This is a genomic window from Campylobacter sp. CNRCH_2013_0898h (assembly GCF_025772965.1).
Taxonomy (GTDB): Bacteria; Campylobacterota; Campylobacteria; order Campylobacterales; family Campylobacteraceae; genus Campylobacter_D; species Campylobacter_D lari_D.
The window spans coordinates 40,333-65,858 of the sequence record NZ_JAKMTD010000005.1; the positions used below are offsets into that span (position 1 = coordinate 40,333).

Below are 25,526 nucleotides of genomic sequence, written 5' to 3' on the forward strand. Positions count from 1 at the left end.
ATGCTCGGTTTATTAATGTTATTTCCATTTTTTGCGGCTTTTATAGCTTTATTTTTACAAAAAGAAGATAGCAAGTCCTTTGCTATTTTAGTTAGTTTTTTGATTTTAGTTTTTAATGTTTTTTTGTTATTTAACTACGATGGTGGCATGGCTTATGAATTTAGTTTAAATTCTTTGATAGTTAATTTTCACATAGGTGTAGATGCTATAGCGCTTTATTTAATATTACTTTGTTCTATTATGATTTTTTTATCTTTTATATGTTTGGATATTCAAGATAAAAGTGTTGTAATAAGTATATTTTTATTACAATTTTGCATTGTAGGACTTTTTGCTTCATTAGATGCTTTATTGTTTTATGTATTTTGGGAGTTTTCTCTTATACCGCTTATTTATTTAATAGGTAGATATTCAGATAATTATAAGGCAGGGATTAAATTTTTCATTTATGCATTTTGCGGTTCTATGCTTATGCTTTTAGCTATTATTTATGTGGGATTTTTGTATTATCAAAGTTTTGGATATTGGAGTTTTGATTTGTTAGCTTGGTATAAGAGTGAATTTTTTATACCTGAGAATGCACAAAATCTAATATTTGTAGGATTTTTTATTGCTTTTGCGATTAAAAGTCCTTTATTTCCTTTTCATACTTGGGCTCCAAAGGTTTATACCAAAAGTCCGACTTTAGTATCTGTAATGCTTGTAAGCTTTAAAATGGCGCCTTTTGGGTTTTTAAGATTTATTTTGCCTTTAGCGCCTGATACTTTGAATCATTATTATTCTTTACTTGCTATTTTATGTATAGTTGGAATTTTATATGCAGCCTTAATTGCTTTTAAAGCCAAGGATTTAAAAGAATTAATTGCTTATAGCTCAATTTCGCATTTGGGTGTGGTAATTTTAGGTATCGTAACTTTTACTTATAATGGGGTTAGTGGTTCTGTATTTTATATGTTTGCACATGGTATAGTAACAGGTGGCTTATTTTTAGCCGCTTATATGCTTTACAAAAGATATCATACTTTTGATTTAGACTTTTATAAAAATTTAGCTAAAACAGCCCCATTATTTAGCTTTTTCTTTGCAGTATTGTTGTTTTCATCTATTTCATTACCTTTGACTATTTCCTTTGTAGGTGAGTTTTTGATCTTGCAAGGTGTGGCAAGTGTAAATTTATGGTATGCATTATTTGCAGGCGGTGTAATCGTTTTAGGAGCTATTTATATGCTAAATATTTATAGAAATATGTTTTTTGCTACTTGCGAAGAAGAAGTGTGCAGTAAATTTACGCTTAAAAAAGGTGAAATTTTTGTTTTAAGTATTTTAAGTGCATTAGTGATTTATTTAGGGGTAGCTCCAAGTGCTATGCTAGATCAAATTGCTTCTAATGTAAATAGTATTCTTGAAGTTATGCAAACAAGAAATATCGCCATAGAAAATCAAAAAATCATAGATAGTATAAGAGGTTTTTAATGAGTGGTTTTAGTTTAGAAAAATTAAATTTTGTATTATTATTTCCTGTGTTGTCATTGCTTTTTTGGGCTATTGCATTACTTTTATTGAGTGCATTTAAAAAACTTTCTAGAAATTTTTATATAGGAGCAAGTGTTATAGCTTTGCTTAGCACTTTGTGTTTTTTATTGCTTTATAATGGTTTTGTTTTAGATAATTCTCATGCTTTTTTTGGTTTATTTGTAAGCGATAATTATGCAATTTTTGCGCAAATAATTATTTTGTTTTTTTCTATGCTTTATTTGCTTATAGACAAAGATGAACAAAGAGCAGAATTTTTTTCTTTATTTTTGTTTATGGTTGCTTCCTTAATATTAATGGTTTCAAGTACTAATTTGATTGTGATTTTCCTAGCTTTAGAAGGATCTTCTTTAGCTCTTTATACATTAATAGCATTAAGAGGAACTCATAATGCTATTAGTTCTAGCATAAAATATTTTGCCTTAGCTGCAGTAGGGGCTGGATTTTTTGTTTTTGCTTGTGCTTTTGTGTATTTAAAAACAAAGTCTTTGGATTTGGATAATTTATTGCATTCTGAATATATTTCAGATCCTGTATTATTATGTGCTGGAGTGATGTTTTTGGTTATTGTTGGAGTAAAACTTTCTATCGCTCCTTTTCATTTTTGGTTAAAAGATGTATATTGTGGAGTTCATACAAATTTTATATCTTTTATATCTATTGTTCCAAAAATTGCTATGATAATAGTAGTTTTAAGAATTTTTTCTGCTTTAGGCGGTGGAGTAAAATTTGAATACATAGTCGCATCGTTAGCAATTTTTTCTATGCTTGCTGTAAGCATAGTAGCTTTAATTCAAAAAGATGCAAAAAAAATGCTTGCATATAGCTCTATTACTCATTCTTCTTTTATATTGGCTGTTATTGTTTCTAGTATGAGTGTGAGTTCTCAAGGAGATGGAACTTCTTACCTGCTTTCAATTTTTGCCTTGTTCGTTTATTGGGTTTCTTTTGCTTTTGCAAACTATGGAATTTTTTTAATCTTAAGTTTATTTCAAAAAAGCTCATTTGAAAGTTTTTCTGGCTTATTTGATCAAAGACCCGTATTATCTATAATATTAGCTATGTTTATTTTATGTATAGCAGGAATTCCACCTTTTGGGATTTTTTGGGGTAAAATTTTAATTTTAGCTTCTATTTTAAATTCAGGCTATTATGTGCTTATATTTGCTATAGCTTTAAGTTCCATGATCATGCTTTATGCTTATTTGAAAATTTTAATTTATATCTTTTTTAAAAAAAGTCAATCTATAAAGAGTATAAATTTAGATATCAAGCAAAAGATTATTTTAAGTTTATGTTTTATCGGAAGCTTATCATGTGCGTTTTTGCTTTTGTGAAATAATATTGCTATAATCACGCTCATGATAAGGATTTTATTTTTATTATTATTAAGCATAAATTATATATTTTCTTTTGAAGTTATTGTTAATAAAGGGGAAGAACAAAATCGTCCCTTTACACTTTTGCATTTAAAAGATAATAAAGATTTTACTTGCAAGAGTATTTTTGAATTTGAAAAAACTCATTTTGAGTGTAATGTTTTGGGCGTTAGTAATATGCAATTTCAAAATAAAGAATTTGATGATTTTACAATTTATTTTGAAAAACACCAAACTTTTTTGACAATTAAAATATATCCTAAAATTTTAGCTAAAATGTTTAATTATTCTCAAGATATTTTTAATGCTAAAGAAATTCAAAGTCAAAATGGAGATACTTCTAAACATTTTGTGTTTATTTTTACTAAGGATTTAAGGTATTATAAACCTAGCGATGGACTTGATTTTGATATTTATTTTGATGATGCATTAATGCCTTATATTGGAGCATTGGATTTAAATTCTAATCCTATGGAAACTTCAAAAAGTGCAGATTTTAATGCATATTTTAATATCAAACAAGAATATGAAGCCAAAAAATACGATCAAGTTTTACGAGATGCTGTTAATGCTATTAAGCGTTATCAAGGTAGTGTATTTATGAATGAATTTGAGCTTTATAAATTAAGAGCGCAAAATAAGCTTTACACTTATGAGCTTGATAAAGATCAGCAAATTTTAGAACAAATGCTAGATGATGCTAAAAGATGGGTGAGAACTTATATTAATGATAAAGATTATACGGAAGTAATGTATATCATGATGAGAGTTTATATGGGCTTATCTCAAAGATCTAATGTCGATTATATTATTGATACTTTAAGTACTGAGCATAAAGACGATAAATATACTATAATAGCTTTACTTGATTATGCAGATTATTTATATCATTTGGGTAAAAAAAATATAGCAAATAATATTTATCAAGATGTATATTATTCTACTCCGAATGCAGATTTAGCTAGTAGGGCTGCTTTATTTTTGTCTAAAAATTATTTAGAAGCGCAAAATACAAAAGAAGCCAAGGAGTTAGCAAGTAAAATTTTAGAATCAAATCCTGAATTTTTTATGAGTGATTTAGAAAATTCTTTATCCTTAGCTAAGGCTTTTAGTAATCATAGAATTTATGATTTAAGTTCTAAAATTTATGAGTATATTTTTACGCATTTGACTAAAGTCGATAAGGAATATGAAAGAGTATTAAAAGATCTTTCTTTGGCTTTGTTAAATGCAAATGAACATACTAAAGCTCAAAAGTATTTAGATCTTTACACGGAAGATTTTCCTTTGGGTGAATATGTGAGTTTAATAAAAGAAGCTCAAGATAAAAATTTCTTATATTTAAAAGATAATAATGCAAGTTTTTTACATCAAAGATATGAAGAGATCATGCAAAAGTATGCTGGAGAAATTTCTAGTATGGCTTTATTTGATAATGTGAGATTATATTTTCAAGAAAAAAATTATGAAAAAGTTGTAAGTTATCAAAAAGACATAGAAAAATATTCCAACAAAGAAATCAAAAATCTTTTAGAACAAGCTGCTATCTTAGTTTTAGAACAAAATTTAAAAAATGATGAGTGCTTAGCTGCTGTTAAAATATATGATGATTTTAAGGTATATGATGTGGGAAATAAAATACAAAATAAAAAACAAATGCTTGAATGCTTTAAGCGTACTACTCGTATAGAAGAAGCTAAAAAATATATAGTTGAAAATGAAAATGATGATATTATTTTTTATAAACTCCAAAGTGCAGATTTGGCGCTTAAAGATAAGCGTTATCGTTTTGTTGTAAAAACAATTAATGATATTTTAAATACAAGAACTATTATTAGCGATGATGAAAAATTTGAAGCAAATTATATTAAATTTTTTGCTGAACTTAAATTGCAAGATTATAATGCCATGATAAGAACTTTGCAAAAACTAGAGCAATTTCCTATGAATTATCGTATGGTGGAATTATATTATGAGTTTTTGCGTTATTGTGAAAAAAATAATTTTCTAACAAGTATTTTAACTTATGCTCCAAAGGCTATTGATTATCAAAATTTAAAAGGAGTAAATCTTTTTAGTCCGGATTTAGAATTTATCTATATCAAAGCCTTAAAACAAAACAATCAAGCTCAACAAGCCTTAACTTTGTTTAAAGATTTGCTTGCTAATCCTTTAAAAGACGATGAGCGCGCAAGAGCTTTTTATATGCAAAGTAATATTTATGAAGATTTAAAAGATGTACAAAATCAAAAGCAAAGTTTGCAAAATTGTATAGATATTAACACAACAAGCAATTGGCAAAATTTATGTAAAGATAAATTAAATGTCTTAAACACTCAGCCTTGATGTTTTTTTAAAATATAAGCTTTTAAATTTTCATAAGCGTTTTGAAAATCTAAAATTTCTTTGTTGAATTTTTTATTAAAAGTTCTTTGTCTTTTGGCAAGCTGTCTTGTGTGAATGATGATGAGTTCTTCAAGCTCGTTTAAATTTATTTTTTTATCTAAAAAATCTTTACATTCTTTCAAGCCTATGGAATTTAGTGCTTTTAAATGATGATCATAGTTACTATATAGCATTTTAGCTTCATCTATTAAACCCTCATCAAGCATATTTTTAGTGCGTTTAATAATGCGTTTTTCCAAAAGATCTTTTTGCCAAGAAATTTCAAAAATATCAAGTTTTTTAATTAAAGCTTCTTGTTTTGTTTCTTTTAAAACTTCGCTTGGGATTTTATTAGTTTGCTCATAAATTCCAAGCCATTTTTTTAAGCGATAGGTGTCGTTTTTTTCTATTTTGGCATGTGGATCAGTTTTTATCATTAAATGATAAATTTCATCATTACTTAGCGTGCTTTGACTTTCTTTGAAATTTTCACTCAAGCCATCCATTAAAGCTTTTAAATAAAAACTAGTTCCACCTGTAATAATTAACATTTGATTGTTTTTTTGAGCAAAGGCTTTTGCTTTTTTGTATTCTTCAAAAAATAAAGCAATGTTAAAATGCTCATTAACATTTAATAAATTTATTCCAAAATAATCAAGCTCATCTAAGGTTTTTTGCTCTGTTTTGGCTGAAGCGATGTTGATTTGTTTATACACACAAAGACTATCAAGGCTTAAAATACTTGCATTAAATTCATAAGCTAGTTTGTTAGCAAGTTCTGTTTTGCCACTTGCAGTAGTTCCAATAAGAGCAAATTCAAAAAACATCGTAAAAATATCCTAAATTTAAAATTATTTTAGTAAAATCATAACAAAAATATACTATAAAGAGAAAAAATGCCTTTATTAAAAGAAAAATTAAAAGATATTTTGGACTTGATTGTTTTTAAGCATTCTATTTTTGCTTTACCATTTTTGTTTGTTTCTATGATTGTAGCTTCTGTTATTTTAAATGATAGCACTTGGTTTGGTTTTAAAGCTTTGTTTTTGGGTGTTATTTGCGCGGTAAGTGCAAGAAATTTTGCAATGGCAATCAATCGTTTGATGGATGAAGACATTGATAAAAACAATCCAAGATGTGCAAATAGACCTAATATCGATGGTCGTATAGGTAAAACTAGCATTTTACTTTTTATTATTTTAAATGCTATTATTTTTGTTTTGGCAAGTTATTTTATCAACAAACTAGCCTTTGCTCTTTCTTTGCCGGTATTGTTTATTTTAGCTATTTATTCAGCCTTTAAAAGATTTTCATCCCTAGCGCATTTAGTATTAGGATTTTGCTTAGGACTTGCTCCTATTGCAGGCAGTATTGTGGTTTTGGGAAGTATTGAAATTTATAGTGTTATTTTGTGTTTGGGTGTTACTTTTTGGACAGCTGGTTTTGATTTACTTTATGCTTTGCAAGATATGGAGTATGATAAAAAGACAGGCTTGCACTCTATACCTGCTAAATTTGGGCTTGAAGCAACCTTGTTCATCTCAGCATTTTGTCATGTTTTAGCAGTGCTTTTTTGGTTTTTATTTGTTTGGGTAGCTCCAACAGGAAATATTGCATTTTTAGGTGTGATTGTTAGTGCTGTTATTTTATTTTTTGAGCACCGCATTGTTAGAAAGAATTTTGCAAAAATTGACAAAGCATTTTTTACTTTAAATGGGTATTTAAGTATAGTCTTTTTTATTTTTATATGGGTTGATCTTTTATGGAGATGAAATTTTTTAAAAGTTCTTTGGAATTAGAGTTTGAAGAGAGCAAAGAAAGATATGAAGAGTTTTTGCAAGAATATGTTTCAAGTAATAATTATGTCAATTTAAGCAAATGGAAAAAGCTTGCTTCAAGGGTAGAATTTAGCGAGGGTGAGCAGTTGATTTTTGATTTGCTTATGGATTTAAAGCAAGAATTGTATTTGATAAAAAATGATATTAATAAAACAAAATTATTTGTTAATTTAAAATATAAATCTTTTGTGATTGGGGTAAATTTTACACATATTCAATTTAAAGATAGGTGTTTAATGCAAGATGAAGATTATTATGCTAGATTTAATTTAAATGGTCAAAAAATTAGTATTTTTTTTAAAGCATTAAATGAGAATGAAGCAAAAATCACGCAAATAAAAGCAGAAGATGAGCTCGTGTATGATAATTTTGTAGCAAATATGCAAAGAGCAATGATTAAAATTTTAAAGGAGCAAGAAAATGGATAGTGATTTATTATTGTGGCTAGTTGTAGCTTTATTAATTTTTGCTATGTTTGCTTATATGATGATTAAAGAAAAAGAAAGTATTGTTAAGATTAATGAGCTTGGTAAAATGATAGAAGATTTAAATAAACAATATCATTATTTAAAAAAAGAAAGTTTAGATGAGCAAGAGCAAGAAAAAGAAGAAATAGACACTGAAGCCATAAGAGAAGAATTAAAAGAAGAGCTTTTGCAGGTGCTAGAACAAAAAATCAATCAAAATATTATTCCTATTTTAAGTGCTTTAAAAGAAGTGGAAGAAGTAATTGAAGAATTTCAAAGTGAGCAAAAAAATCGTTTATTAAATTTAGAACAAAAAACTCAAAGTATTACAAAATTAAGCCCAAGCTATGATAATGAAGAGCAAAAAGTTATAGAACTTTTTAATCAAAAAAAATCCATAGAGCAAATTGCCAAAGATTTGCGTATAGGTATGGGCAGGGTTGAGCTTATTTTAAAATTTAATAAATTATTATAAAGGCCTTTGATGTTAGTAGATAGCTATGGAAGAGTGATTGATTATTTAAGAATTTCAGTAACACAAAGATGTAATTTTCGTTGCCTTTATTGTATGCCAAAAACTCCATTTGAATGGAGTGCTAAGGAAAATCTTTTATCATTTGAAGAACTTTTTATGTTTGTTAAAGTTTGCATTGATGAAGGAGTTAAGAAAATTCGTATTACAGGTGGTGAGCCTTTAGTAAGAAAAGATTTGCATAAATTTATTGCTATGATTAGTGAGTATAAGCAAGATATAGATCTAGCGCTTACTACTAATGCTTCTTTATTAAAACAACAAGCAAAGGATTTAAAACAAGCGGGCTTAAAAAGAATTAACATCTCTTTGGATACTTTAAAAGAAGAAGTGGCCTTTAAATTAGCTCAAAAAAACATACTCAAAGATGTGTTAAATGGTATTAATGAGGCTTTAGAATTAGGTTTTAATATTAAATTTAACACCGTAGCTCTTAAAGGGATTAATGATAGTGAATTTATCGATCTTTTAGAATTTGCTAAAGCACGCAAAAGCCAAATTCGCTTTATAGAATTTATGGAAAATTATCATGCTTATGGAGATTTAAAAGGCTTGAAATCAACAGAAATTTTAAATATCATTGCTCAAAAGTATTCTTTTAAACAAGGACAAAAAAGTCCAAATGCACCTGCGACTATTTATGAACTTGAAGATGGGTATGAGTTTGGCATTATTGATCCACATAGCCATGATTTTTGTGATAGTTGTAACCGTATAAGGCTTTCAGCCGAAGGGCTTTTAATACCTTGTTTATATTATGATGAGGCTTTAAGCATTAAAAAAGCTATACGCAATAAAGACATAGCAAGTGCTTGTGAAGTTTTAAAAACCGTGATAAAAAATAAATCAGAAAAAAATAGATGGGCAGAAAATGATGCCAATCAAAGTTCTACAAGAGCCTTTTATCAAACAGGTGGATAATGGAAGTTGTTGAAACTTTTTTAAGCTTGCAAGGTGAGGGAAAATATAGTGGAAATTTGGCTATATTTGTAAGATTTGCCGGGTGTAATTTTAACTGCGCAGGCTTTGGAGTAAAAAAAGAAAAAGATTCTAAAATACTTTTGGGCTGTGATACTATAAGAGCTGTTTTTACTAAAGAATTTAAAACTTGTTATAAAACATATACTTCAGCAAAGCTTTTTGATGAGGTTTTGAAGCTAGCAAATTCACGCAAAGTTATAGTTGTAATTACAGGCGGTGAGCCTTTGTTAAATTATCAAAATAAAGATTTTTTGTGTTTTATTAATTTACTTTTAGAAAATGATTTTATGGTGCATTTTGAAACAAATGCAAGTATTGAAATTGATTTTGAAAAATATCCTTTGTATAAAAAATGTTATTTTGCTTTAGGAGTAAAGCTTAGCAATAGTGGTGTAAAAAAAGAAAAAAGAATTAATGAAAAAGCTTTGAAAGCTTTTAAAAATTATGCTAAGGAAAGTTTTTATAAATTTGTTTTGGATAAGGATTTTTTACAAGAAAATAAAGCCTTCAAAGAAATCAATGAAATTTTACAAGTTTGTAAAAATGATGTTTTTTGTATGCCTATGGGGTCAAACGAAGAAGAAATTTCCAAAAACGCCTTAAGTGTTGCTGAATTTTGTATAAAAAATGGATATAATTACTCCGATAGATTGCATATTAGAATTTGGGGAGATAAAGAAGGCGTATGATTATTAGAAAAATGTTTGAATTTGAAAATGCTCATATTGTTAGATTTTGTAGCTCCAAGCGATGTAAAACAAGCATACATGGCCACTCTTATAAGGTAGAAATTTTACTTGAGAGTAAATACCTTGATAATGCTGGAATGGTGTATGATTTTGGTTTGTTAAAAGATGAGATAAAACAAATTATTGATAGTTTTGATCATGCTATTACGCTTTTTAAAGATGATGATAAAGCTTATTTAGAAGATATGAAAAAGCACTCGCAAAGATGGGTGAGTTTACCTGTGAATGTAAGTGCGGAAAATTTTGTACGCATATTTTTTGTACTGATTGATACTTTGCTTTTAAAGACTAAGATGGTCAATGGTGAGCAAGGTGTTAGTTTAAAAAGCATTATTGTGCATGAAACAAGAACAGGTTATGCACAAGGTTTTAGAGAAGATGCTTATAGTGAATTTTTACCAAAGATTGATTTGGCAGATATTGACTTTTCGCAAGCTATAAGAGATGAATGGAAAGATAAAGATTTTTTTGAAAAACTTCAAGATGTAAATTTTGTTTTTATCAATCAAAAGGAGGTGTAATGAAAAAGATTTTATTGATTGTGCCAATATTGCTTTTTATGGCTTGTTCAAATCAAGAGAATAAAAATATAAAAAAAGAAATACAAACCGAGCAAGTTCAGATTGAACAAAGTGATTCTAATGTCATTATAGATGATGAAACACTTCCTATACCTGTTGATGATGATATACAAGATGAAAATAATACACAAGGACAATAATGGATCAAAGTTATGAATTTTTTTTAGCATTGCATGTGTATAGTTTATATACAAATGGTTTTTTAATGTTGTTTTATTTGTATTTGACTCAAAGTAACTTCTCACAAGAATTTATCTTTATAAAAAGAATTCGTCTATTTTTACCAATTTATTATTTGTTTTTAGCAATTACACTTTTTACTGGAAGTTTGTTATGGGCTTTAAAGCATTTTGAATTTAATTTCTATGTGCTTTCTATGTGGTTTTGTTGGATTTTGATTTTTGCTTTGGCTATTTATCAATTTGTTTTATTTAAAAAAGCAAGATTGTTTAAACGCTATGCTAAATTTAGATTTTTAAGTTTTTTTATTTTGTGTTTAGGTATATTCTTGCTTTTTGTGCCTTATTTGCTTAAGAGGTTTTATTTTTAATGCAATTTTTATATCACCCACAAAGTGGTGCTGTAAGTTTAGAGCTAGAAAATGAAGCCTTTTTACACTTAAAGGCTCGAAGAATTAAAGTGAGTGATAAAATTATATTAAAGAATTTGAAAGATTTTTATGCTTACACTTATGAATGCATAGAGCTTTCTAGACGCTCTTGCATATTAAATTTACTTGATAAAAAAGAAGAAAAACAAGAATTAAAAACATATATACATTTAGCTTTGGCGGTGATTGATCCAAAGGTTATAGAAAAAACTTTACCTTTTTTAAATGAACTTGGAGTAGCAAAACTTTCTTTTGTGTATATGGAATACTCGCAAAAAAATTTTAAATTAGATTTTAAAAGAATGGAAAAAATTCTTATAGAATCATCCCAGCAATGCGGTCGTGCTTCTTTAATGGAACTTGAAAGTTTTGATGACTTTAAAAAATTTCAGCAAGCTTATGAAAATATTGTTTTGATAGATTTTGAAGGTAAAGATTTGATGAATTTTGATCCCGATAGATATGTATTTTTGGTTGGGGCTGAAGGCGGATTTTCGCAAAAAGAAAGAGAAATAAATATAAAAAGAGCAAAATTACAAGCCAACTATATACTTAAAGCACAAACAGCACTTATAGGGGTTGCTTCAAAATTTATAATTTAAAAACATGCTTAAATTTAGCTATTTTTTATATAAAAATCTATATAATTACGCCTTAATGTTTTGAAAAAGGATAAACAATGAAGAAAGAAATTCACCCAGAATATGTAGAGTGTAAAGTTAGTTGTGCTTGTGGAAATTCTTTTACTACTAAGTCAAATAAATCAGAAATTAAAGTTGATATTTGTTCAAGCTGCCACCCATTCTTTACAGGTAGTGAAAAAATCGTAGATGCTGCGGGTCGTGTAGAGAAATTTAAGAAAAAATACGCAATGCAATAATGTTATATTTTATTCCTACACCCATAGGAAATTTAAACGATATTTCTTTTCATTCTTTAGAAATTTTACAAAAATGCAAGCTCTTTTTATGTGAAGATACAAGAGTTTGCAAATCTTTAATTCATCTTCTTAATGAAAAATTTAATTTAGAAATAAAGCCTGATAAATATATAGCTTTACATACTCATAATGAAAAAGATTTTTTAGCAAAAATAGATGAGGATTTTTTTAAGCAAGATATTGCATATTTAAGTGATGCAGGTATGCCAGGTATTAGCGATCCGGGGCAATTTTTAATCGAATATGCTATTAAAAACAATATTGACTATGAAGTCTTAACAGGATCAAATGCTGCTTTGCTTGCGTTGGTTTCAAGTGCATTTTGTAAAAAAGAATTTATTTTTATGGGTTTTTTGGCCAATAAAAATCCTCAAAGACAAAAAGATATTGAAAATTTAATGCTTAATCCTTATCCTAGTATAGTTTATGAAGCACCCACTAGAATACTTAATTTAGTAGAAGAAATTAGTAAAATTGATCCTTTAAGAGAAATTTTTATCATAAAAGAAGCAACAAAGAAATTTGAAACTAAATTTAGAGCAGAAGCTTTAGAGGTTTTGGAAAAATTAAAAACAATGGATTTACGCGGTGAATGGTGTGCAGTGGTAAATGCTAAAGAAAAGCAATTTCATCAAAACACCTTGTGTGAGCAAGATATTTATGAGCTTGATTTATCTTTAAAGGCAAAGGCAAAACTTCTTTCGAAAATCAATGCAAAATCTCCAAAAGAAAATTATCAAAAACTGCTTTTAAGTTGAATTTGGTTATTATTTAAAAATGATAGTTTATGGTAAGCAAGTGTTTTTTTATATCTTAGAAAAGCATGAAGAAAAAATTAAAGAAATTTATTTGGCAAAAGAATGTGAAAAAGCTGATTTTTCAAAAATAACAAGGGCATCAAAAAAAATTAAAAAGCTTGATTTTAAAACCGCACAAAGCTTAGCAAGAGGTGGAAATCATCAAGGTTTTTTAATGGAAATTGATGAATTTGAATTTAGCTCTTTTGAGAGTTTAAAAGAAAAAGATTTTATAGTTATTTTATATAATATTAGCGATGTTGGAAATATAGGTGCTATCGTGCGTAGTGCTTATGCTTTAGGTGCTGATGGGGTTATTTTGGTAGCTAAAAGCGTGGCTATGGATGGAGTTATTCGTGCAAGTAGTGGAGCAGCTTTAGATATGGAAATAGTCTTAAATGATGATATTTTAAGCATGATAAATGAGTTAAAACAAAAAGGTTTTTATATCTATGCTAGTGCAAGCGGAGGTAGTGATATACATACTATCAAGGCCAAAGATAAAAAAGTTTTGATTATGGGAAGTGAAGGTTTTGGTATAGCGCCAAAGGTACTTAAAAAATGCGATGAGTGCGTAGGTATAAAAATGCACAATGATTTTGATAGTTTAAATGTTAGTGCAGCATTTGCAATACTTTGCGATAGGATGAAAAATGGATAGTTGGAAAAAATTAGAAGATTTAAATTTGTTAGAAGTTCAAAAAAGAACACAAATAGAAATAGCTTGTCTTGAATATATCATTAAGAAAGATTTTAAGTCTTTATCTCGCTTTAATGTAAATGGCTTTATTAAAATTTTACAAAGAGAGTATGAGCTTGACTTTTCTAATTTTTTAGAAGAATATCATGTCTATTTAGAAGAAAATGGTATTGAGAAAAAAAATCATGTGCATATTTCACCTAGAATGAACTCATATACCAAAGAAAGCTCAAGTGTATGGTATATTGTGATTATAGTAGTAGTACTTTTGATAGTAGCTTTGGCCTGGGGTGTTTCAAGATTTTTTCAAAGTTCTACTTTAGATGAAAATACCACCAATGTATTAAATCAAGAGCAGGTTGTTTTAGAAGAAAAAGTTGATGAAAATGAAACACCAGTTCTTAATTTTTTTGCTGATGATGCTATGGAAAATAATGAAACAAACGCGACTATTTTAGAACCAATAAGCGAGAACAATAATACAGAAAAAACATTAGAAGATAATGCTAGCTCAAATATGCCTGAAGAAAATATCATTTTACTCAATGAAAGCATTATAAAACCAAGTGCAGAGCTTTGGCTTGGTATGGTGGATTTAAAAACTTTTAGAAAGAGCTCTTTAACTATTAAAAATGATTATGTTTTACCTTTGGATAAAGATATGTTAATTACCACAGGCCACGCTGCTTTTAGCTTAAACGATGAAAATAATAATACTTTAGAGTTTAAAAACGGTGTGTCTAAATTTTTAATGATTAAAGATAGTAAAATCAAACAAATTACAAAAGCTGAATTTATCAAAGAAAATAGAGGAAAATTATGGTAAGAATTTTAATATTTTCCATTTTTTTTACTCTTAACGCTTTTGCACTAAGTGCTTTAGAAGTTGCAAAACATATTGTTAATGATAATTCTAAAGATGCAAAATTAGAGCTCTTGTTTGCAAGGAATGATTATAAAGATGAACGCGGAAATGTAGATATTTACACTATTTCTCAAATTTTAAAAACTAATTCTTTGGCAAATTTTATATTAAATGAGCCAAAAACTCTAACTTTTAGTTTTAAAGCTCAAGCTGATTCTGTTTTATTTTTTAAAACTATTAATGATACTTTAAACGAATTAGGCTATGTGTATTTTATACCAACTGAATTAACTTTAAGGGAAAATTATATCACCTATAAGTTAGCTGTAGATTCTCAATATATGCTTGATCCAGGAGTTTTCTATAAAGCCTTGTTATCAAGCTCTGTTTTTATTAAAGATATTTCTAAAATTTCAGAATTAAATTATGAGTATGAGCTAGATTTTTCAAAAGCAAAACCTAAAGTCAATACTCAAATTCCACTAAATACCATCACTCAATTAAATAAGCCTTTAAGGGAATATATTGTTGATTTACAAGGAGCAAAAAGCATAGAGCTTAGTGCGCACAATCTTGATTCTTGGTTTTGTAAAATTCAATTTTTAGATAAAAATTTAAATTTTATTCAAGGTATAGAAAACACACACAAACAAAATGAAATTAATATAAATATCCCATTGGGTGCAAAATATGCTATCATTGGCGATATGTTTAGCCTTGATAACATAAAAAGGGGTTTAAAAATTTACTTAAGACGCTAAAAAGGATGGAAAATGTTTGAAGAAATTCATTTTAATACCATAGAAAGACTTCCAAATTATGTTTTTGCTGAAGTTAATGCGATTAAAATGGCAGCAAGAAGAGCAGGGGAGGATATAATAGATTTTTCTATGGGAAATCCTGATGGTAAAACTCCTCAACACATTATAGATAAACTTTGTGAAAGTGCAAATAAAGAAAAAACTTCTGGTTATTCTGCTTCGAGTGGAATTTATAAACTAAGACTTGCAATTTGTAATTGGTATAAAAGAAAATACGATGTTGATTTAGATCCTGAAAGTGAAGTAGTTGCAACGATGGGCTCTAAAGAAGGCTTTGTAAATTTAGCAAGAGCTGTTATTAACCCAGGAGATGTAGCTATTGTACCTACACCCGCTTATCCTATACACACTCAAGCTTTTATCATAGCAGGTGGTAATGTAGCAACTATGAATTTTGATTTTAATGAAAATTATGAATTAAATGAAAATACTTTTTTTGAAAATTTGCAAAAAACACTACATGAAAGTATTCCGCGTCCAAAATATGTAGTAGTAAATTTTCCGCACAATCCTACAACAGTCACTGTGGAAAGAAGTTTTTATGAGAGATTAGTTGCAATGGCAAAAAAAGAAAGATTTTATATTATTTCTGATATTGCTTATGCAGATTTGACTTTTGGTTCTTATAAAACCCCTTCTATTTTTGAAGTTGAAGGTGCTAAAGATGTAGCGGTGGAAACTTATACACTTTCAAAGTCTTACAATATGGCAGGTTGGCGTGTAGGTTTTGTAGTGGGTAATAAACGCTTAATTGCGGCTTTGAAAAAAATCAAGTCTTGGTTTGATTATGGTATGTATACTCCTATACAAGTTGCTGCTACTATAGCTTTAGATGGAGATCAAACTTGTGTTGAAGAGATTAAGGCAACTTATGCAAAAAGATTAGAAGTCTTGCTTGATTCATTTTTTCAGGCAGGATGGGAGCTGAAAAAACCTAATGCAAGTATGTTTGTTTGGGCAAAACTCCCTCAAAGTAAAGCTCACCTTGGAAGTATGGAATTTTCTAAACAGCTTTTGCAAAAAGCAAATGTAGCGGTAAGTCCTGGAGTTGGTTTTGGTGAAGCGGGTAATGAGTATGTTAGAATAGCTTTAATAGAAAATGAAAATCGCATTCGTCAAGCAGCAAGAAATATAAAAAAATATTTAAGAGAATAAAATGAAAATCGCAATTTTGGGATATGGTACGGTAGGAAGTGCTGTTGTAGAAACTTTGCTAAAAAATCAAGATTTAATCAAAGCAAGATGTGATGAAGAAATTATTCCAGTAATTGCTTTGGCAAGAAATCCAAAACCAAATGCATTAATTCCTGTGGTAAATGATATTGATGAGGTTTTAGAGCGTGAAGATATTGATGTATTTGTGGAGTTAATGGGTGGTATTGATTTACCCTTTGAGATAATTTCAAAAATTTTAAAAAGAAAAAAAGCAGTGGTAACTGCTAATAAAGCTTTGCTTGCTTATCATCGTTATGAGCTTGAAAAATTAGCACAAGATACAGCTTTTGGTTATGAGGCGAGTGTGGCGGGTGGAATTCCTATTATTAAAATTTTAAAAGAGGGCTTGAGTGCTAATAATATTGTTTCTATTAAAGGTATTTTAAATGGCACAAGCAATTATATTTTAAGTAAAATGACCGAAGATAATACCAAATTCCAAGAGGTGTTAAAAAAAGCACAAGATTTAGGATATGCTGAAGCTAACCCCACTTTTGATATAGAGGGTTTTGATGCAGCACATAAACTTTTGATTTTAGCAAATATTGCCTATGGATTAAGAGTAAAACCTGAAGATATTTTGATTGAGGGTATTAGCAAAGTAAGTAATGAGGATATTTATTTTGCAAAAGAATTTGAATATACCATAAAACACTTGGGTATTGCTAAGATTAAAGATGAAAAAATAGAATTAAGAGTTCATCCTACCATGCTTAGCAAAGATAAAATACTAGCAAAAGTTGATGGGGTAATGAATGCTATTAGTATTGATGGAGATGTATTGGGTGAAAGTTTATATTATGGCCCAGGAGCAGGTGGCAGGGCAACTGCAAGTGCTGTTATAGCTGATTTAATCGATATAGCAAGAAAAGAAAAAAATAGTGCTATTTTTGGGTATTTAAATGATACTTCTTATAAACTTTTAAGTAAAGATGAAATTTATACAAGATATTATTTAAGATTAAAGGTATTAGATAAAATAGGAGTTTTATCAAAAATCACACAATTAATGAGTGAACATCAAATTTCAATCGATACTTTCTTGCAAAAGCCTAAAAAAGAAAAGCAAGATTATAGCACTTTATTTTTCATCACTCATCAAACTTATGAAAAAAATATACAAATTTTAACTCAAAAGCTTAGAGAACAAGAATTTGTAAAAGATGATGTTTTTATGATGAGAATAGAAGAGTAATGGCATTATTTGAATATCTTTTTGGTAAAAAAGGAGAAGAGTTGGCGTGTGAATTTTTAAAAACACAAGGATTTGAAATTTTAAAAAGGAATTTTTATTCTAAATTTGGAGAAATTGATATTATTGCTAAAAAAGATAAAATTTTACATTTTATTGAAGTTAAAAGCACGCAAGGAGATTATGAGGTAGAATATAGATTGGATAATAAAAAATATAATAAAATTATTAAGACTATAGAATATTACTTTATGAAACATAAAAATGATGAAAATTATCAACTAGATTTACTTTGCGTATATAAAGATGATATAAAACTTTTAGAGAACATTAGTTATTAAGGGAATGTTTATTCTATTTTAATAGAATTTGAAAAAACAAAGGAGAAAAAATGGGAAAATATATTGATTTAACTACAGAAAATTTTGCACAAGCAAAAGAAGGTGTAGCTTTAGTAGATTTTTGGGCTCCATGGTGCGGACCTTGCAGAATGCTTGCACCGGTAATTGATGAGCTTGCAAATGATTTTGATGGTAAAGCTAAAATTTGTAAAGTAAATACAGATGAGCAAGGTGATTTGGCTGCACAATTTGGTGTAAGATCTATCCCAACTATCATTTTTTTTAAAGATGGTGAAGTGGTTGATCAGCTAGTTGGTGCTCAATCAAAACAAGCTTTAGCAGATAAACTAAACTCACTTTTATAATCTTAAGCCACTTTTTGTGGCTTTTCTTCATATTTTTTACTATTTAATAATTTTTATTATTTATAATTAAAGAAAAATTTGTATAATACTTATAAATAAAACTATAAGGAAAATACCATGTTAGATTTAGCTATTATAGGTGGTGGACCTGCAGGTTTGAGCGCAGGTTTATATGCTACAAGAGGTGGATTAAAAAATGTTGTAATGTTTGAAAAAGGTATGCCTGGTGGGCAGATTACTTCGAGTTCAGAGATAGAAAATTATCCTGGAGTTGCTCAAGTTTTAGATGGAATTTCTTTTATGGCTCCTTGGAATGAACAATGTATGCGTTTTGGTTTAAAACATGAGATGGTAGGTGTTGAGCAAATTAGTAAAAATTCTGATGGAAGTTTTAATATAAAATTGGAAGGCGGTAAAAACGAACAAGCAAAAGCAGTTATTGTTTGCACAGGCTCTACTCCGCGTCGTGCTGGTTTTAAAGGCGAGGATGAATTTTTTGGTAAAGGTGTGAGTACTTGTGCAACTTGCGATGGCTTTTTTTATAAAAATAAAGAAGTGGCTGTTTTAGGTGGGGGAGATACTGCTTTAGAAGAAGCTTTGTATCTAGCTAATATTTGTTCAAAAGTGTATTTAATCCACAGAAGAGATGAGTTTAGAGCAGCACCTTCAACAGTTGAAAAAGTAAAAAATAATGACAAAATAGAATTAATCACAAATGCGGTTGTTGATGAGGTTTGCGGTGATAATATGGGTGTTAATAAAATTAAAATAGCATTTAATGATGGTTCTAAAAGAGAGCTTGATGTGCCTGGAATCTTTACCTTTGTTGGATTAAATGTAAGAAATGAAATTTTAAAACAAGATAATGGTGAATTTTTATGTGCTATGGAAGAAGGTGGTCAAGTTAGTGTTGATCTTAAAATGCAAACTAACATAGCAGGGTTATTTGCAGCAGGTGATTTAAGAAAAGATGCTCCAAAACAAGTAATATGTGCAGCAGGCGATGGAGCGGTTGCAGCGCTTAGCGCTTTAGCTTATATTGAAAATTTACACTAGAATTTCTAGTGTAAATTGATTAACTTCCAATAACTCCGCCATCAATTTTACTTATTGCTATTATACTTGATCTTGGTGTTTTGCCATAAGGAAATTGACTGCCTTTTAATTTCTCTCCTGGATGTTGAATTCCAACAAACATAGTTTTATAATCTTGACTAAAAGCAATTCCTGTTATTTCGCAAGCTATTGGTCCTGTTAAAAATCTTTTTATTTCCCCTGTTTTTGGATTAGCTGCTAACATACAATTATTTCCCATGCCTTCAAATTCTTCTTGATTAGAATAGTTTCCATCAGTTTGTATCCAAAGGCGACCATCTCTATCAAAACTTAATCCATCGGGGGAATTAAATTTATTATTACTTGTAATGTTGTTTGAGCCTTTATTTAAACTTGTTTGATTATCAGGGTTTCCTGCAAGTGCAAAAATTTCCCAAGTAAATTCATCATCTTTATGAGAATTTTTATGCTCCCATTTAATTATTTGTCCGTAAATATTTTTTGTTCTTGGGTTTGCTGGATTTGGGTTATTATTTTTTTTATTGTTTGTTAAGGTAGCAAATACTTCTTTTGAGCCACTTTCTTTATGGCTTGCTATCCATTCACATCTATCCATAGGAGTTGCATTTACAATAGTTCCAGCAATTCTAGCATTGATTAACACATCTGCTTGAGAGTTAAAACCATTTTCTTTATTAAGGTTATTTTTACCATATTCTAACTCAATCCATTTTCCACTCCCTCTAAAATTTCCTATTTTTCCATTAAATTGTGCTACATATAAGGTTCCTTCATCTAAAATTTTGCTAGTATCTAGACCTTTTTTATATTTATGTTTGCTTATAAATTTATAAATAAATTCATTGGCTTCATCATCTCCCATATAAATTACAACGGTTCCATCATCTTCTACAATTAATTCTGCATTTTCGTGTTTAAATCTTCCAAGAGCTGTTCTTTTTATAGGTATGCTGTTTGGATCAAATGGATCAATTTCCACAACCCATCCAAATTTATTTGCCTCGTTTGGATTTTTACTTAAATCAAATCTTTCATCAAATTTTTCCCACCCATATTGACTTTGAGCTTTAAATCCAAATCTAAGTTGCTCTTTTGAAAATTTAATTTTTTCATCTAAACTTCCAAAAAAATCATTTATATTTTCTTCGCAAGTAAGATAAGTCCCCCAAGGTGTTTTTCCATTGGCACAATTATTTAAAGTTCCATATATAAAATTTTCATTTTGAAGTACTTGTTGTTTTGCTGGACCACTAATGCTCATTTTTGTATTTGCATCAATTCTGCGGTTGTATTTAGAATCAAGCACCACAGACCATTGATCTTTTTCTTTTTTTATTTCAAAAATACTCACTCCTAAATTTGCTTGTTCATATAAAATATCTTCTAAGCTAAGATTTTTACCTTGATGTTTAAACATAATTTCAGGATTTATATATTCATTATTAATAGCTAGTATAGCCCTATCTTTTGAAAGAGGAAAAAAACTCATACCATCGTTATTGTCCCCAAAAGTTAATTTAGCATTTTCCACAGCTTTTTTATCGATATTTTTTTCTTCATCATAAATAGATGCTTTGCTAAAAAGAGGATCGCCCCATGAGATTAAAATATCTGCTTTGTAGCCATCTGGTACGATAACTTTATCTTCTGTGCTAGCAGGTATTTCTTTAAAATTTAGCAAATCTTTATCTTTTAATAAACTCGCATTTAAATTTGAGCTAGCAAAAAATGCTACCATAGAACCCAAAGCTGAACCTTTCAAAAATGTTCTTCTTTTCATAAAACTCCTTTTAAAAATGTGTTATAAATTTAAAGTTTTTTGGAAACTTTTTGGAAACTTTTGCTCATGGTATGTAATATTGTATTAATTAACTTAGTGATACAATTTCTCACTGCAAATATAAAGGATAAATTTATGATATGTATAGGAATTCATGGGAGCAATGGTCGCATGGGTAAACAAATTGAAAATTGTTTACAAGATCAAAAAGATGCTAAAGCAAGTGCATTTTTTTATCAAGGATCAAGCTATGAAGAATTTTTTAACAAATGCGATGTAGTAATTGATTTTTCTTCCCCGAAAGGTTGTGAGGATTTGTTGTTATACGCAAGAAGCAATCCTAAACCTTTAGTGATAGGTACTACAGGATTAGATGCTAAGCAAAATGAGTTAATGCAAAGTGCAAGCATTACTATGCCAATTCTTTATGCTACCAATATGTCTTTGGGTGTAGCTATTTTAAAAAAACTTTCATGTTTAGCAAGTGAAGCTTTAAGGGATTTTGATATAGAAATACTTGAAATGCACCATAATAAGAAAAAAGACGCTCCAAGTGGTACAGCTATGACTTTAGCACAAAATGTCGCTAAGGCTAGGAATTTAGATTTGGAAAAGGTTAGAGTAAGTGGTAGAGATGGGATTATTGGTCAAAGAAGTAAAGATGAAATCGCAGTGATGAGCTTAAGAGGTGGTGATATAGTGGGTTCTCATAGAGTTGGATTTTATAATGATGGTGAATTTATAGAATTAAATCATAGTGCTACTTCAAGAGCTACTTTTGCTATGGGGGCTATTAGATGTGCTAAATGGCTGGTTTCTCAAGAAAATGGCTTATATGATATAGACGATTGTTTAGGAATTTAAATGTGTGCGGTAGTTGGAGTAATTAATTCAAAAAATGCAAGCACGGTGGCTTATTATGCTTTATTTGCTATGCAACATCGTGGCCAAGAAGCAAGTGGAATTAGCGTGAGTGATGGTTTAAATATCAAAACTCATAAAGCTAAAGGTGAAGTAGGACAAATTTTTAATACTCAAATTTTAGCAGATTTAAAAGGTAGTATAGCTGTAGGCCATAATCGTTATTCTACCGCCGGAAATTCTTCTTTGCATGATGCACAGCCTGTTGCAGCTACTTGTTCTTTGGGTGATATTTCTTTAGTGCATAATGGAAATTTGATTAATAAAGAAGAAGTTAGAAAAGAGTTAATTGATAATGGGGCTATTTTTCATTCTAATATGGACACAGAAAATGTTGTACATTTAATAGCAAAAAGCAAAAAAGAAACTTTAAAAGATAGGTTTATAGAAAGTCTAATGCAAAGTAAGGGTGCATATTGCTTTATGTTGGCCAGTAAAAATCAACTTTTTGTGGTAAGAGATCCTTATGGGGTTAGACCTTTATCTTTGGGAAAATTAAAAGATGGTGGATATATTGTAGCGAGTGAAACTTGTGCTTTTGATTTGATAGAAGCTGAATTTATCCGCGATATAAAGCCCGGTGAAATGCTAGTTTTTACTCAAGGTAGTGATGAGTTTGAAAGCATTCAAGTTTTTGATAAAACAGATCCAAGAATTTGTGCATTTGAATATATTTATTTTGCTAGACCTGATAGTATTATAGAAGGTAAAAGTGTATATGAAGTGCGTAAAAAAATGGGTGAAGCCTTGGCTAAAAAATTTAAAGAAAAAGTAGATTTTGTAGTGCCTGTTCCTGATAGTGGAGTAAGTGCTGCTATAGGTTTTGCGCAATATTTAAAAATTCCACTTGAAATGGCCATAGTTAGAAATCACTATGTTGGAAGAACTTTCATAGAGCCAACTCAAGAAATGAGAAATTTAAAAGTAAAACTGAAATTAAATCCTATGAAGAAAGTTTTAGAAGGCAAAGATATAGTGGTGATTGATGATAGTGTAGTAAGAGGAACAACTTCTAAAAAAATCATCACACTTTTAAGACAAGCAGGTGCTAGAAAAATTCATTTGGCTATAGCTTGTCCAGAAATCAAATTTCCTGATATTTATGGTATAGACACTCCAACTTTTGAAGAGTTAATTTCAGCTAATAAGAGTATTGAAGAGGTTAGAGAATATACAGGTGCAGATAGTTTGACTTTTTTAGATATTAATGAGCTAGTTTCAAGCATAGGCAATGAAAGAAAATATTCTTTGATTAGTTTTGATGGGGATTATTTTATTAAATAATCCTTATCTGCATTTTAATTGTTTAAAAATTTTATAACTTTGAAAATGAGGTGGCAATCCCACTTCAAAAGAAAAGTCTTTGTAGGTATGACCTGATAATTGATTTGCAATGTTAATATTATACGAAACATCTCTTTGTTGTTGATTTGCTTTTTTTATACTATCAAAATTTTGTTGATTAAAAATTTCTCCACTGATTTCATGCTTTTTATTATTATTATCAATAATTCTAAGTTCTAAAAAGCATTCTGAAATTTTAAAATTAGTATCGTTGGTTACTCTACCTTTTATAACAATGCTTTCTGTAGCTAAGCGTCTGTAGGTTGAAAAATTACTCAAACTAGCTTTTTTTGTGTATTGATCTATAGTTAATAATAAAGAAATAGTTAAGATTGAGGCTAATATAAAACTTATTATGCAAAAAATTATCATATACTTTTTGTTTTGTATTTTTAAATAGAATAAAATCCAAGTAAGGAAAGTTGAAGCTAGCATAATAAAAATGATGAGAATATGAAAAAAAGTAAAATATCCCATTAAAAACACTTTGAATTAATTTTAATGTCAAAATCTTGACCTTCATTAAAATCGGAAAATTTGGTTTTTAGATTAATAGTTTGGTTGGGACTTATTGTTTTTTCGATAGTGGTAGATTTACTTCTTAATGGTTTTAATAAATGTATTAAATTTTTAAAAGTATTATTTTCATCGCTTTTTCTAAATACTTCTACTTTTATTTTGCAAAATTTAAAACTTTTTTTAGAAGTATTTGTCAAGCTATAATCAACACTTAAAGAATTATCATATACAAAAAATTGAGCATTATCTAAGCTAGCTATTCTAGATCTAACTTTAGTATCAATTAAAAAATATCCCAAATACGCAATACTAAGTGAACATAAAATTCCTAAAAAAATTATAATAAAAGCAAAAGTAGGTTTGTTTCTAACAATCAAAGCAATAAATAAAGTGATAATGAAAAAGAATACAACTAAAGCCATTAACAAAAAATCGATCAAGTGCAAATGAGCTGTATAAAAGATCATTTGCTCTCGGATATGTTGAACATTCATTATCACTTCTTTATTTTTTAATTTGCTACTGAACTTGTTCTTTTATTATCTTTGCTATCAACCCAAATATTTGGCACAGCTCCGCCTGGTGTTAAGAAAATTTTAGCATCTTTATTGACTTTAAGTGCTTCATTAAATTGCTTTTGGGTTTCAATTTGTTTTAAATCAAGTAAAGGATTATTTAAACTTTTTGCTATTTCTCTATTTGAATATGCTTGCGCATCAGCTTCAATTTTTACGGCACTTGCTCTACCTTTAGCACTAATAATAGTTGCATTTGCCTCCCCTTCAGCTAAAGCCGCTTTTTTAAGTGCTTCTTGGTTAGCTCTTTCAACTTCATATTTAGTTCTTTCAGCTTCTTGTTTAGCAATTTGTACTCTTTCGATTTGTTCTTTTACTTTTATAGGTAAGATAATTTCTCTAAGCTGAACTGCTTGAAGCTCTGCTGGCTCATTTGGTTGGCTTTCAATAGTTTTTCTAATACCCTGATCAATTTGCACCGCTATAGTATTACGATTTGTTGGAAGCTCTTCTGCAGTGTATTGACCTACAACATTTCTTACAACATCTCTTACTACTGGATCTATGATTTTATTTTCCCAATTAAGCCCCCATGTCGCGATAGTTTGAGGAACTTGTAAAGGATTTAATCTGTATTGAACGGTTACATCAATAGATACAGGCAAGCCTCTTGAATCAAGCACCGAAATACTATTTTTATTAACAACACCTGATCCTATTTGTAAATTTTCATTTATTCCTTCGATCGAAGCATAGTTGATTTGTCTTACTCTAGTATCTATGATAGTGATTTTTTGCAGTATAGGCATAAAAAAATGAAGTCCTGGTTCAAGTGGGGTAGGGCTGTATTTACCTGTAGTGGATTTGATCCCCATTTCCCCTGAATTTACTATTGCAAAAGGCTTAAAAAGTGCAAAAACTAAAATAATCGCAATTGCACTATAAATTAATGGAGAAAATTTCCCAAAACCTTTGAAATTAAATTCTGGTGTTTTGAAGTTTAAATTTTGCTTATTGTTGTTTTGATTGTTTTTTTTATTAAAATAATCATTCAAATCAGCTGGCATTTAGTTCCTTTG

Annotated in this window: 29 protein-coding genes; 24 read left to right on the forward strand and 5 right to left on the reverse strand. The window is 29.0% G+C overall.

What is annotated here, in order from left to right:
- Genes L8X50_RS03925 through L8X50_RS03935 form a run of 3 tightly spaced genes read left to right on the forward strand, consistent with a single transcriptional unit; the run spans position 1 to position 5,258 of the window.
- On the forward strand, positions 1-1,473 hold the full coding sequence (locus L8X50_RS03925) for a complex I subunit 4 family protein (protein ID WP_263660450.1): 1,473 nt from the start codon (positions 1-3) through the stop codon (positions 1,471-1,473).
- Complete coding sequence (locus tag L8X50_RS03930) at positions 1,473-2,870, forward strand: NADH-quinone oxidoreductase subunit N (RefSeq protein ID WP_263660451.1); 1,398 nt, start codon at positions 1,473-1,475, stop codon at positions 2,868-2,870. The genes L8X50_RS03925 and L8X50_RS03930 overlap by 1 nt, the downstream gene beginning before the upstream one ends.
- A gap of 24 nt (positions 2,871-2,894) precedes the next feature.
- Positions 2,895-5,258 (forward strand): tetratricopeptide repeat protein, encoded by a 2,364-nt coding sequence (locus L8X50_RS03935; RefSeq protein WP_220566538.1) that lies wholly within the window; start codon positions 2,895-2,897, stop codon positions 5,256-5,258.
- On the opposite strand, the gene miaA is transcribed toward L8X50_RS03935, so the two are convergent.
- Entirely contained in the window at positions 5,249-6,124 is an 876-nt protein-coding gene (miaA, locus tag L8X50_RS03940; RefSeq protein ID WP_220566539.1) for a tRNA (adenosine(37)-N6)-dimethylallyltransferase MiaA, read from the reverse strand. The genes L8X50_RS03935 and miaA overlap by 10 nt on opposite strands.
- A 69-nt stretch (positions 6,125-6,193) precedes the next feature.
- Between miaA and mqnP the strand changes: the two genes are divergently transcribed.
- The 19 genes from mqnP to trxB all read left to right on the forward strand — a co-directional run bounded on the left by mqnP (position 6,194) and on the right by trxB (position 19,347).
- Positions 6,194-7,069 (forward strand): menaquinone biosynthesis prenyltransferase MqnP, encoded by an 876-nt coding sequence (mqnP, locus tag L8X50_RS03945; RefSeq protein ID WP_263660452.1) that lies wholly within the window; start codon positions 6,194-6,196, stop codon positions 7,067-7,069.
- Entirely contained in the window at positions 7,066-7,563 is a 498-nt protein-coding gene (locus L8X50_RS03950; protein ID WP_263659526.1) for a hypothetical protein, read from the forward strand. The genes mqnP and L8X50_RS03950 overlap by 4 nt, the downstream gene beginning before the upstream one ends.
- Positions 7,556-8,077 (forward strand): DUF6115 domain-containing protein, encoded by a 522-nt coding sequence (locus tag L8X50_RS03955; protein ID WP_133319486.1) that lies wholly within the window; start codon positions 7,556-7,558, stop codon positions 8,075-8,077. The genes L8X50_RS03950 and L8X50_RS03955 overlap by 8 nt, the downstream gene beginning before the upstream one ends.
- Positions 8,078-8,086: 9 nt before the next feature.
- The gene (moaA, locus tag L8X50_RS03960) at positions 8,087-9,055 is read left to right on the forward strand and encodes a GTP 3',8-cyclase MoaA (RefSeq protein WP_263660453.1); all 969 of its coding nucleotides are present in this window, start codon (positions 8,087-8,089) and stop codon (positions 9,053-9,055) included.
- Complete coding sequence (locus L8X50_RS03965; RefSeq protein ID WP_263660454.1) at positions 9,055-9,804, forward strand: 7-carboxy-7-deazaguanine synthase QueE; 750 nt, start codon at positions 9,055-9,057, stop codon at positions 9,802-9,804. The genes moaA and L8X50_RS03965 overlap by 1 nt, the downstream gene beginning before the upstream one ends.
- Positions 9,801-10,385: a 6-pyruvoyl trahydropterin synthase family protein gene (locus L8X50_RS03970; RefSeq protein WP_220566544.1), complete on the forward strand. Its 585-nt coding sequence runs from the start codon at positions 9,801-9,803 to the stop codon at positions 10,383-10,385. Before L8X50_RS03965 ends, L8X50_RS03970 begins: the two co-directional genes overlap by 4 nt.
- The gene (locus tag L8X50_RS03975) at positions 10,385-10,585 is read left to right on the forward strand and encodes a cytochrome C (protein WP_133319490.1); all 201 of its coding nucleotides are present in this window, start codon (positions 10,385-10,387) and stop codon (positions 10,583-10,585) included. Before L8X50_RS03970 ends, L8X50_RS03975 begins: the two co-directional genes overlap by 1 nt.
- On the forward strand, positions 10,585-10,995 hold the full coding sequence (locus L8X50_RS03980) for a hypothetical protein (protein ID WP_220566545.1): 411 nt from the start codon (positions 10,585-10,587) through the stop codon (positions 10,993-10,995). Before L8X50_RS03975 ends, L8X50_RS03980 begins: the two co-directional genes overlap by 1 nt.
- Positions 10,995-11,657: a 16S rRNA (uracil(1498)-N(3))-methyltransferase gene (locus tag L8X50_RS03985; protein ID WP_133319492.1), complete on the forward strand. Its 663-nt coding sequence runs from the start codon at positions 10,995-10,997 to the stop codon at positions 11,655-11,657. The genes L8X50_RS03980 and L8X50_RS03985 overlap by 1 nt, the downstream gene beginning before the upstream one ends.
- 77 nt (positions 11,658-11,734) lie before the next feature.
- Positions 11,735-11,935 (forward strand): 50S ribosomal protein L31, encoded by a 201-nt coding sequence (gene rpmE / locus L8X50_RS03990; protein ID WP_039664588.1) that lies wholly within the window; start codon positions 11,735-11,737, stop codon positions 11,933-11,935.
- A complete protein-coding gene (gene rsmI, locus L8X50_RS03995) occupies positions 11,935-12,753 on the forward strand; it encodes a 16S rRNA (cytidine(1402)-2'-O)-methyltransferase (protein WP_263660455.1) in 819 nt (272 codons plus the stop codon). Before rpmE ends, rsmI begins: the two co-directional genes overlap by 1 nt.
- A 19-nt stretch (positions 12,754-12,772) precedes the next feature.
- Positions 12,773-13,453 (forward strand): 23S rRNA (guanosine(2251)-2'-O)-methyltransferase RlmB, encoded by a 681-nt coding sequence (gene rlmB / locus L8X50_RS04000; protein WP_263660456.1) that lies wholly within the window; start codon positions 12,773-12,775, stop codon positions 13,451-13,453.
- The gene (locus L8X50_RS04005; RefSeq protein WP_263660457.1) at positions 13,446-14,318 is read left to right on the forward strand and encodes a hypothetical protein; all 873 of its coding nucleotides are present in this window, start codon (positions 13,446-13,448) and stop codon (positions 14,316-14,318) included. Before rlmB ends, L8X50_RS04005 begins: the two co-directional genes overlap by 8 nt.
- Positions 14,312-15,118, forward strand: a complete 807-nt coding sequence (locus L8X50_RS04010; protein ID WP_263659525.1) for a hypothetical protein — start codon at positions 14,312-14,314, stop codon at positions 15,116-15,118. The genes L8X50_RS04005 and L8X50_RS04010 overlap by 7 nt, the downstream gene beginning before the upstream one ends.
- A 12-nt stretch (positions 15,119-15,130) precedes the next feature.
- Positions 15,131-16,333 carry an LL-diaminopimelate aminotransferase gene (locus L8X50_RS04015; RefSeq protein ID WP_220566550.1) on the forward strand — a complete coding sequence of 401 codons (1,203 nt, stop codon included), beginning with the start codon at positions 15,131-15,133 and terminating at the stop codon, positions 16,331-16,333.
- Position 16,334: 1 nt separating this feature from the next.
- Positions 16,335-17,588 carry a homoserine dehydrogenase gene (locus L8X50_RS04020; protein WP_133319498.1) on the forward strand — a complete coding sequence of 418 codons (1,254 nt, stop codon included), beginning with the start codon at positions 16,335-16,337 and terminating at the stop codon, positions 17,586-17,588.
- On the forward strand, positions 17,588-17,926 hold the full coding sequence (locus L8X50_RS04025; protein WP_133319499.1) for a YraN family protein: 339 nt from the start codon (positions 17,588-17,590) through the stop codon (positions 17,924-17,926). Before L8X50_RS04020 ends, L8X50_RS04025 begins: the two co-directional genes overlap by 1 nt.
- A 50-nt stretch (positions 17,927-17,976) precedes the next feature.
- The gene (gene trxA, locus L8X50_RS04030) at positions 17,977-18,291 is read left to right on the forward strand and encodes a thioredoxin (protein WP_039619298.1); all 315 of its coding nucleotides are present in this window, start codon (positions 17,977-17,979) and stop codon (positions 18,289-18,291) included.
- Between the two features lie 117 nt (positions 18,292-18,408).
- Positions 18,409-19,347, forward strand: a complete 939-nt coding sequence (trxB, locus tag L8X50_RS04035) for a thioredoxin-disulfide reductase (RefSeq protein ID WP_258107683.1) — start codon at positions 18,409-18,411, stop codon at positions 19,345-19,347.
- Between the two features lie 19 nt (positions 19,348-19,366).
- On the opposite strand, the gene L8X50_RS04040 is transcribed toward trxB, so the two are convergent.
- Complete coding sequence (locus L8X50_RS04040; RefSeq protein ID WP_263660458.1) at positions 19,367-21,148, reverse strand: PhoX family protein; 1,782 nt, start codon at positions 21,146-21,148, stop codon at positions 19,367-19,369.
- A 135-nt stretch (positions 21,149-21,283) separates the two neighbouring features.
- Between L8X50_RS04040 and dapB the strand changes: the two genes are divergently transcribed.
- Both dapB and purF read left to right on the forward strand, forming a co-directional pair.
- Positions 21,284-22,012: a 4-hydroxy-tetrahydrodipicolinate reductase gene (gene dapB / locus L8X50_RS04045; RefSeq protein WP_263660459.1), complete on the forward strand. Its 729-nt coding sequence runs from the start codon at positions 21,284-21,286 to the stop codon at positions 22,010-22,012.
- Entirely contained in the window at positions 22,013-23,353 is a 1,341-nt protein-coding gene (gene purF / locus L8X50_RS04050) for an amidophosphoribosyltransferase (protein WP_133319503.1), read from the forward strand.
- Between the two features lie 3 nt (positions 23,354-23,356).
- Here the strand turns inward: purF and L8X50_RS04055 are convergent, their stop codons facing one another.
- Genes L8X50_RS04055 through L8X50_RS04065 form a run of 3 tightly spaced genes read right to left on the reverse strand, consistent with a single transcriptional unit; the run spans position 23,357 to position 25,514 of the window.
- The gene (locus L8X50_RS04055) at positions 23,357-23,890 is read right to left on the reverse strand and encodes a DUF2393 family protein (RefSeq protein ID WP_318529822.1); all 534 of its coding nucleotides are present in this window, start codon (positions 23,888-23,890) and stop codon (positions 23,357-23,359) included.
- Entirely contained in the window at positions 23,890-24,426 is a 537-nt protein-coding gene (locus L8X50_RS04060; RefSeq protein WP_133319505.1) for a DUF2393 family protein, read from the reverse strand. Before L8X50_RS04060 ends, L8X50_RS04055 begins: the two co-directional genes overlap by 1 nt.
- Positions 24,427-24,443: 17 nt before the next feature.
- A complete protein-coding gene (locus L8X50_RS04065; protein ID WP_220566555.1) occupies positions 24,444-25,514 on the reverse strand; it encodes a prohibitin family protein in 1,071 nt (356 codons plus the stop codon).
- Between the last annotated feature and the right edge of the window lie 12 nt (positions 25,515-25,526).

Bases quoted from the DNA above. Each gene is read 5' to 3' on its own strand.
- L8X50_RS04025 (WP_133319499.1), top strand. From the start codon at position 17,588: ATGGCATTATTTGAATATCTTTTTGGTAAAAAAGGAGAAGAGTTGGCG.
- L8X50_RS03930 (WP_263660451.1), top strand. From the start codon at position 1,473: ATGAGTGGTTTTAGTTTAGAAAAATTAAATTTTGTATTATTATTTCCT.
- trxB (WP_258107683.1), top strand. From the start codon at position 18,409: ATGTTAGATTTAGCTATTATAGGTGGTGGACCTGCAGGTTTGAGCGCA.
- L8X50_RS03950 (WP_263659526.1), top strand. From the start codon at position 7,066: ATGAAATTTTTTAAAAGTTCTTTGGAATTAGAGTTTGAAGAGAGCAAA.
- dapB (WP_263660459.1), top strand. From the start codon at position 21,284: ATGATATGTATAGGAATTCATGGGAGCAATGGTCGCATGGGTAAACAA.
- L8X50_RS03925 (WP_263660450.1), top strand. From the start codon at position 1: ATGCTCGGTTTATTAATGTTATTTCCATTTTTTGCGGCTTTTATAGCT.
- miaA (WP_220566539.1), bottom strand. From the start codon at position 6,124: ATGTTTTTTGAATTTGCTCTTATTGGAACTACTGCAAGTGGCAAAACA.
- L8X50_RS03970 (WP_220566544.1), top strand. From the start codon at position 9,801: ATGATTATTAGAAAAATGTTTGAATTTGAAAATGCTCATATTGTTAGA.
- purF (WP_133319503.1), top strand. From the start codon at position 22,013: ATGTGTGCGGTAGTTGGAGTAATTAATTCAAAAAATGCAAGCACGGTG.
- L8X50_RS03935 (WP_220566538.1), top strand. From the start codon at position 2,895: ATGATAAGGATTTTATTTTTATTATTATTAAGCATAAATTATATATTT.
- mqnP (WP_263660452.1), top strand. From the start codon at position 6,194: ATGCCTTTATTAAAAGAAAAATTAAAAGATATTTTGGACTTGATTGTT.
- rsmI (WP_263660455.1), top strand. From the start codon at position 11,935: ATGTTATATTTTATTCCTACACCCATAGGAAATTTAAACGATATTTCT.
- moaA (WP_263660453.1), top strand. From the start codon at position 8,087: ATGTTAGTAGATAGCTATGGAAGAGTGATTGATTATTTAAGAATTTCA.
- L8X50_RS04055 (WP_318529822.1), bottom strand. From the start codon at position 23,890: ATGGGATATTTTACTTTTTTTCATATTCTCATCATTTTTATTATGCTA.
- L8X50_RS04065 (WP_220566555.1), bottom strand. From the start codon at position 25,514: ATGCCAGCTGATTTGAATGATTATTTTAATAAAAAAAACAATCAAAAC.
- L8X50_RS04015 (WP_220566550.1), top strand. From the start codon at position 15,131: ATGTTTGAAGAAATTCATTTTAATACCATAGAAAGACTTCCAAATTAT.
- L8X50_RS03955 (WP_133319486.1), top strand. From the start codon at position 7,556: ATGGATAGTGATTTATTATTGTGGCTAGTTGTAGCTTTATTAATTTTT.
- L8X50_RS04010 (WP_263659525.1), top strand. From the start codon at position 14,312: ATGGTAAGAATTTTAATATTTTCCATTTTTTTTACTCTTAACGCTTTT.
- L8X50_RS04005 (WP_263660457.1), top strand. From the start codon at position 13,446: ATGGATAGTTGGAAAAAATTAGAAGATTTAAATTTGTTAGAAGTTCAA.
- rlmB (WP_263660456.1), top strand. From the start codon at position 12,773: ATGATAGTTTATGGTAAGCAAGTGTTTTTTTATATCTTAGAAAAGCAT.
- L8X50_RS04020 (WP_133319498.1), top strand. From the start codon at position 16,335: ATGAAAATCGCAATTTTGGGATATGGTACGGTAGGAAGTGCTGTTGTA.
- L8X50_RS04060 (WP_133319505.1), bottom strand. From the start codon at position 24,426: ATGAATGTTCAACATATCCGAGAGCAAATGATCTTTTATACAGCTCAT.
- trxA (WP_039619298.1), top strand. From the start codon at position 17,977: ATGGGAAAATATATTGATTTAACTACAGAAAATTTTGCACAAGCAAAA.
- L8X50_RS03965 (WP_263660454.1), top strand. From the start codon at position 9,055: ATGGAAGTTGTTGAAACTTTTTTAAGCTTGCAAGGTGAGGGAAAATAT.
- L8X50_RS04040 (WP_263660458.1), bottom strand. From the start codon at position 21,148: ATGAAAAGAAGAACATTTTTGAAAGGTTCAGCTTTGGGTTCTATGGTA.
- L8X50_RS03980 (WP_220566545.1), top strand. From the start codon at position 10,585: ATGGATCAAAGTTATGAATTTTTTTTAGCATTGCATGTGTATAGTTTA.
- L8X50_RS03975 (WP_133319490.1), top strand. From the start codon at position 10,385: ATGAAAAAGATTTTATTGATTGTGCCAATATTGCTTTTTATGGCTTGT.
- rpmE (WP_039664588.1), top strand. From the start codon at position 11,735: ATGAAGAAAGAAATTCACCCAGAATATGTAGAGTGTAAAGTTAGTTGT.
- L8X50_RS03985 (WP_133319492.1), top strand. From the start codon at position 10,995: ATGCAATTTTTATATCACCCACAAAGTGGTGCTGTAAGTTTAGAGCTA.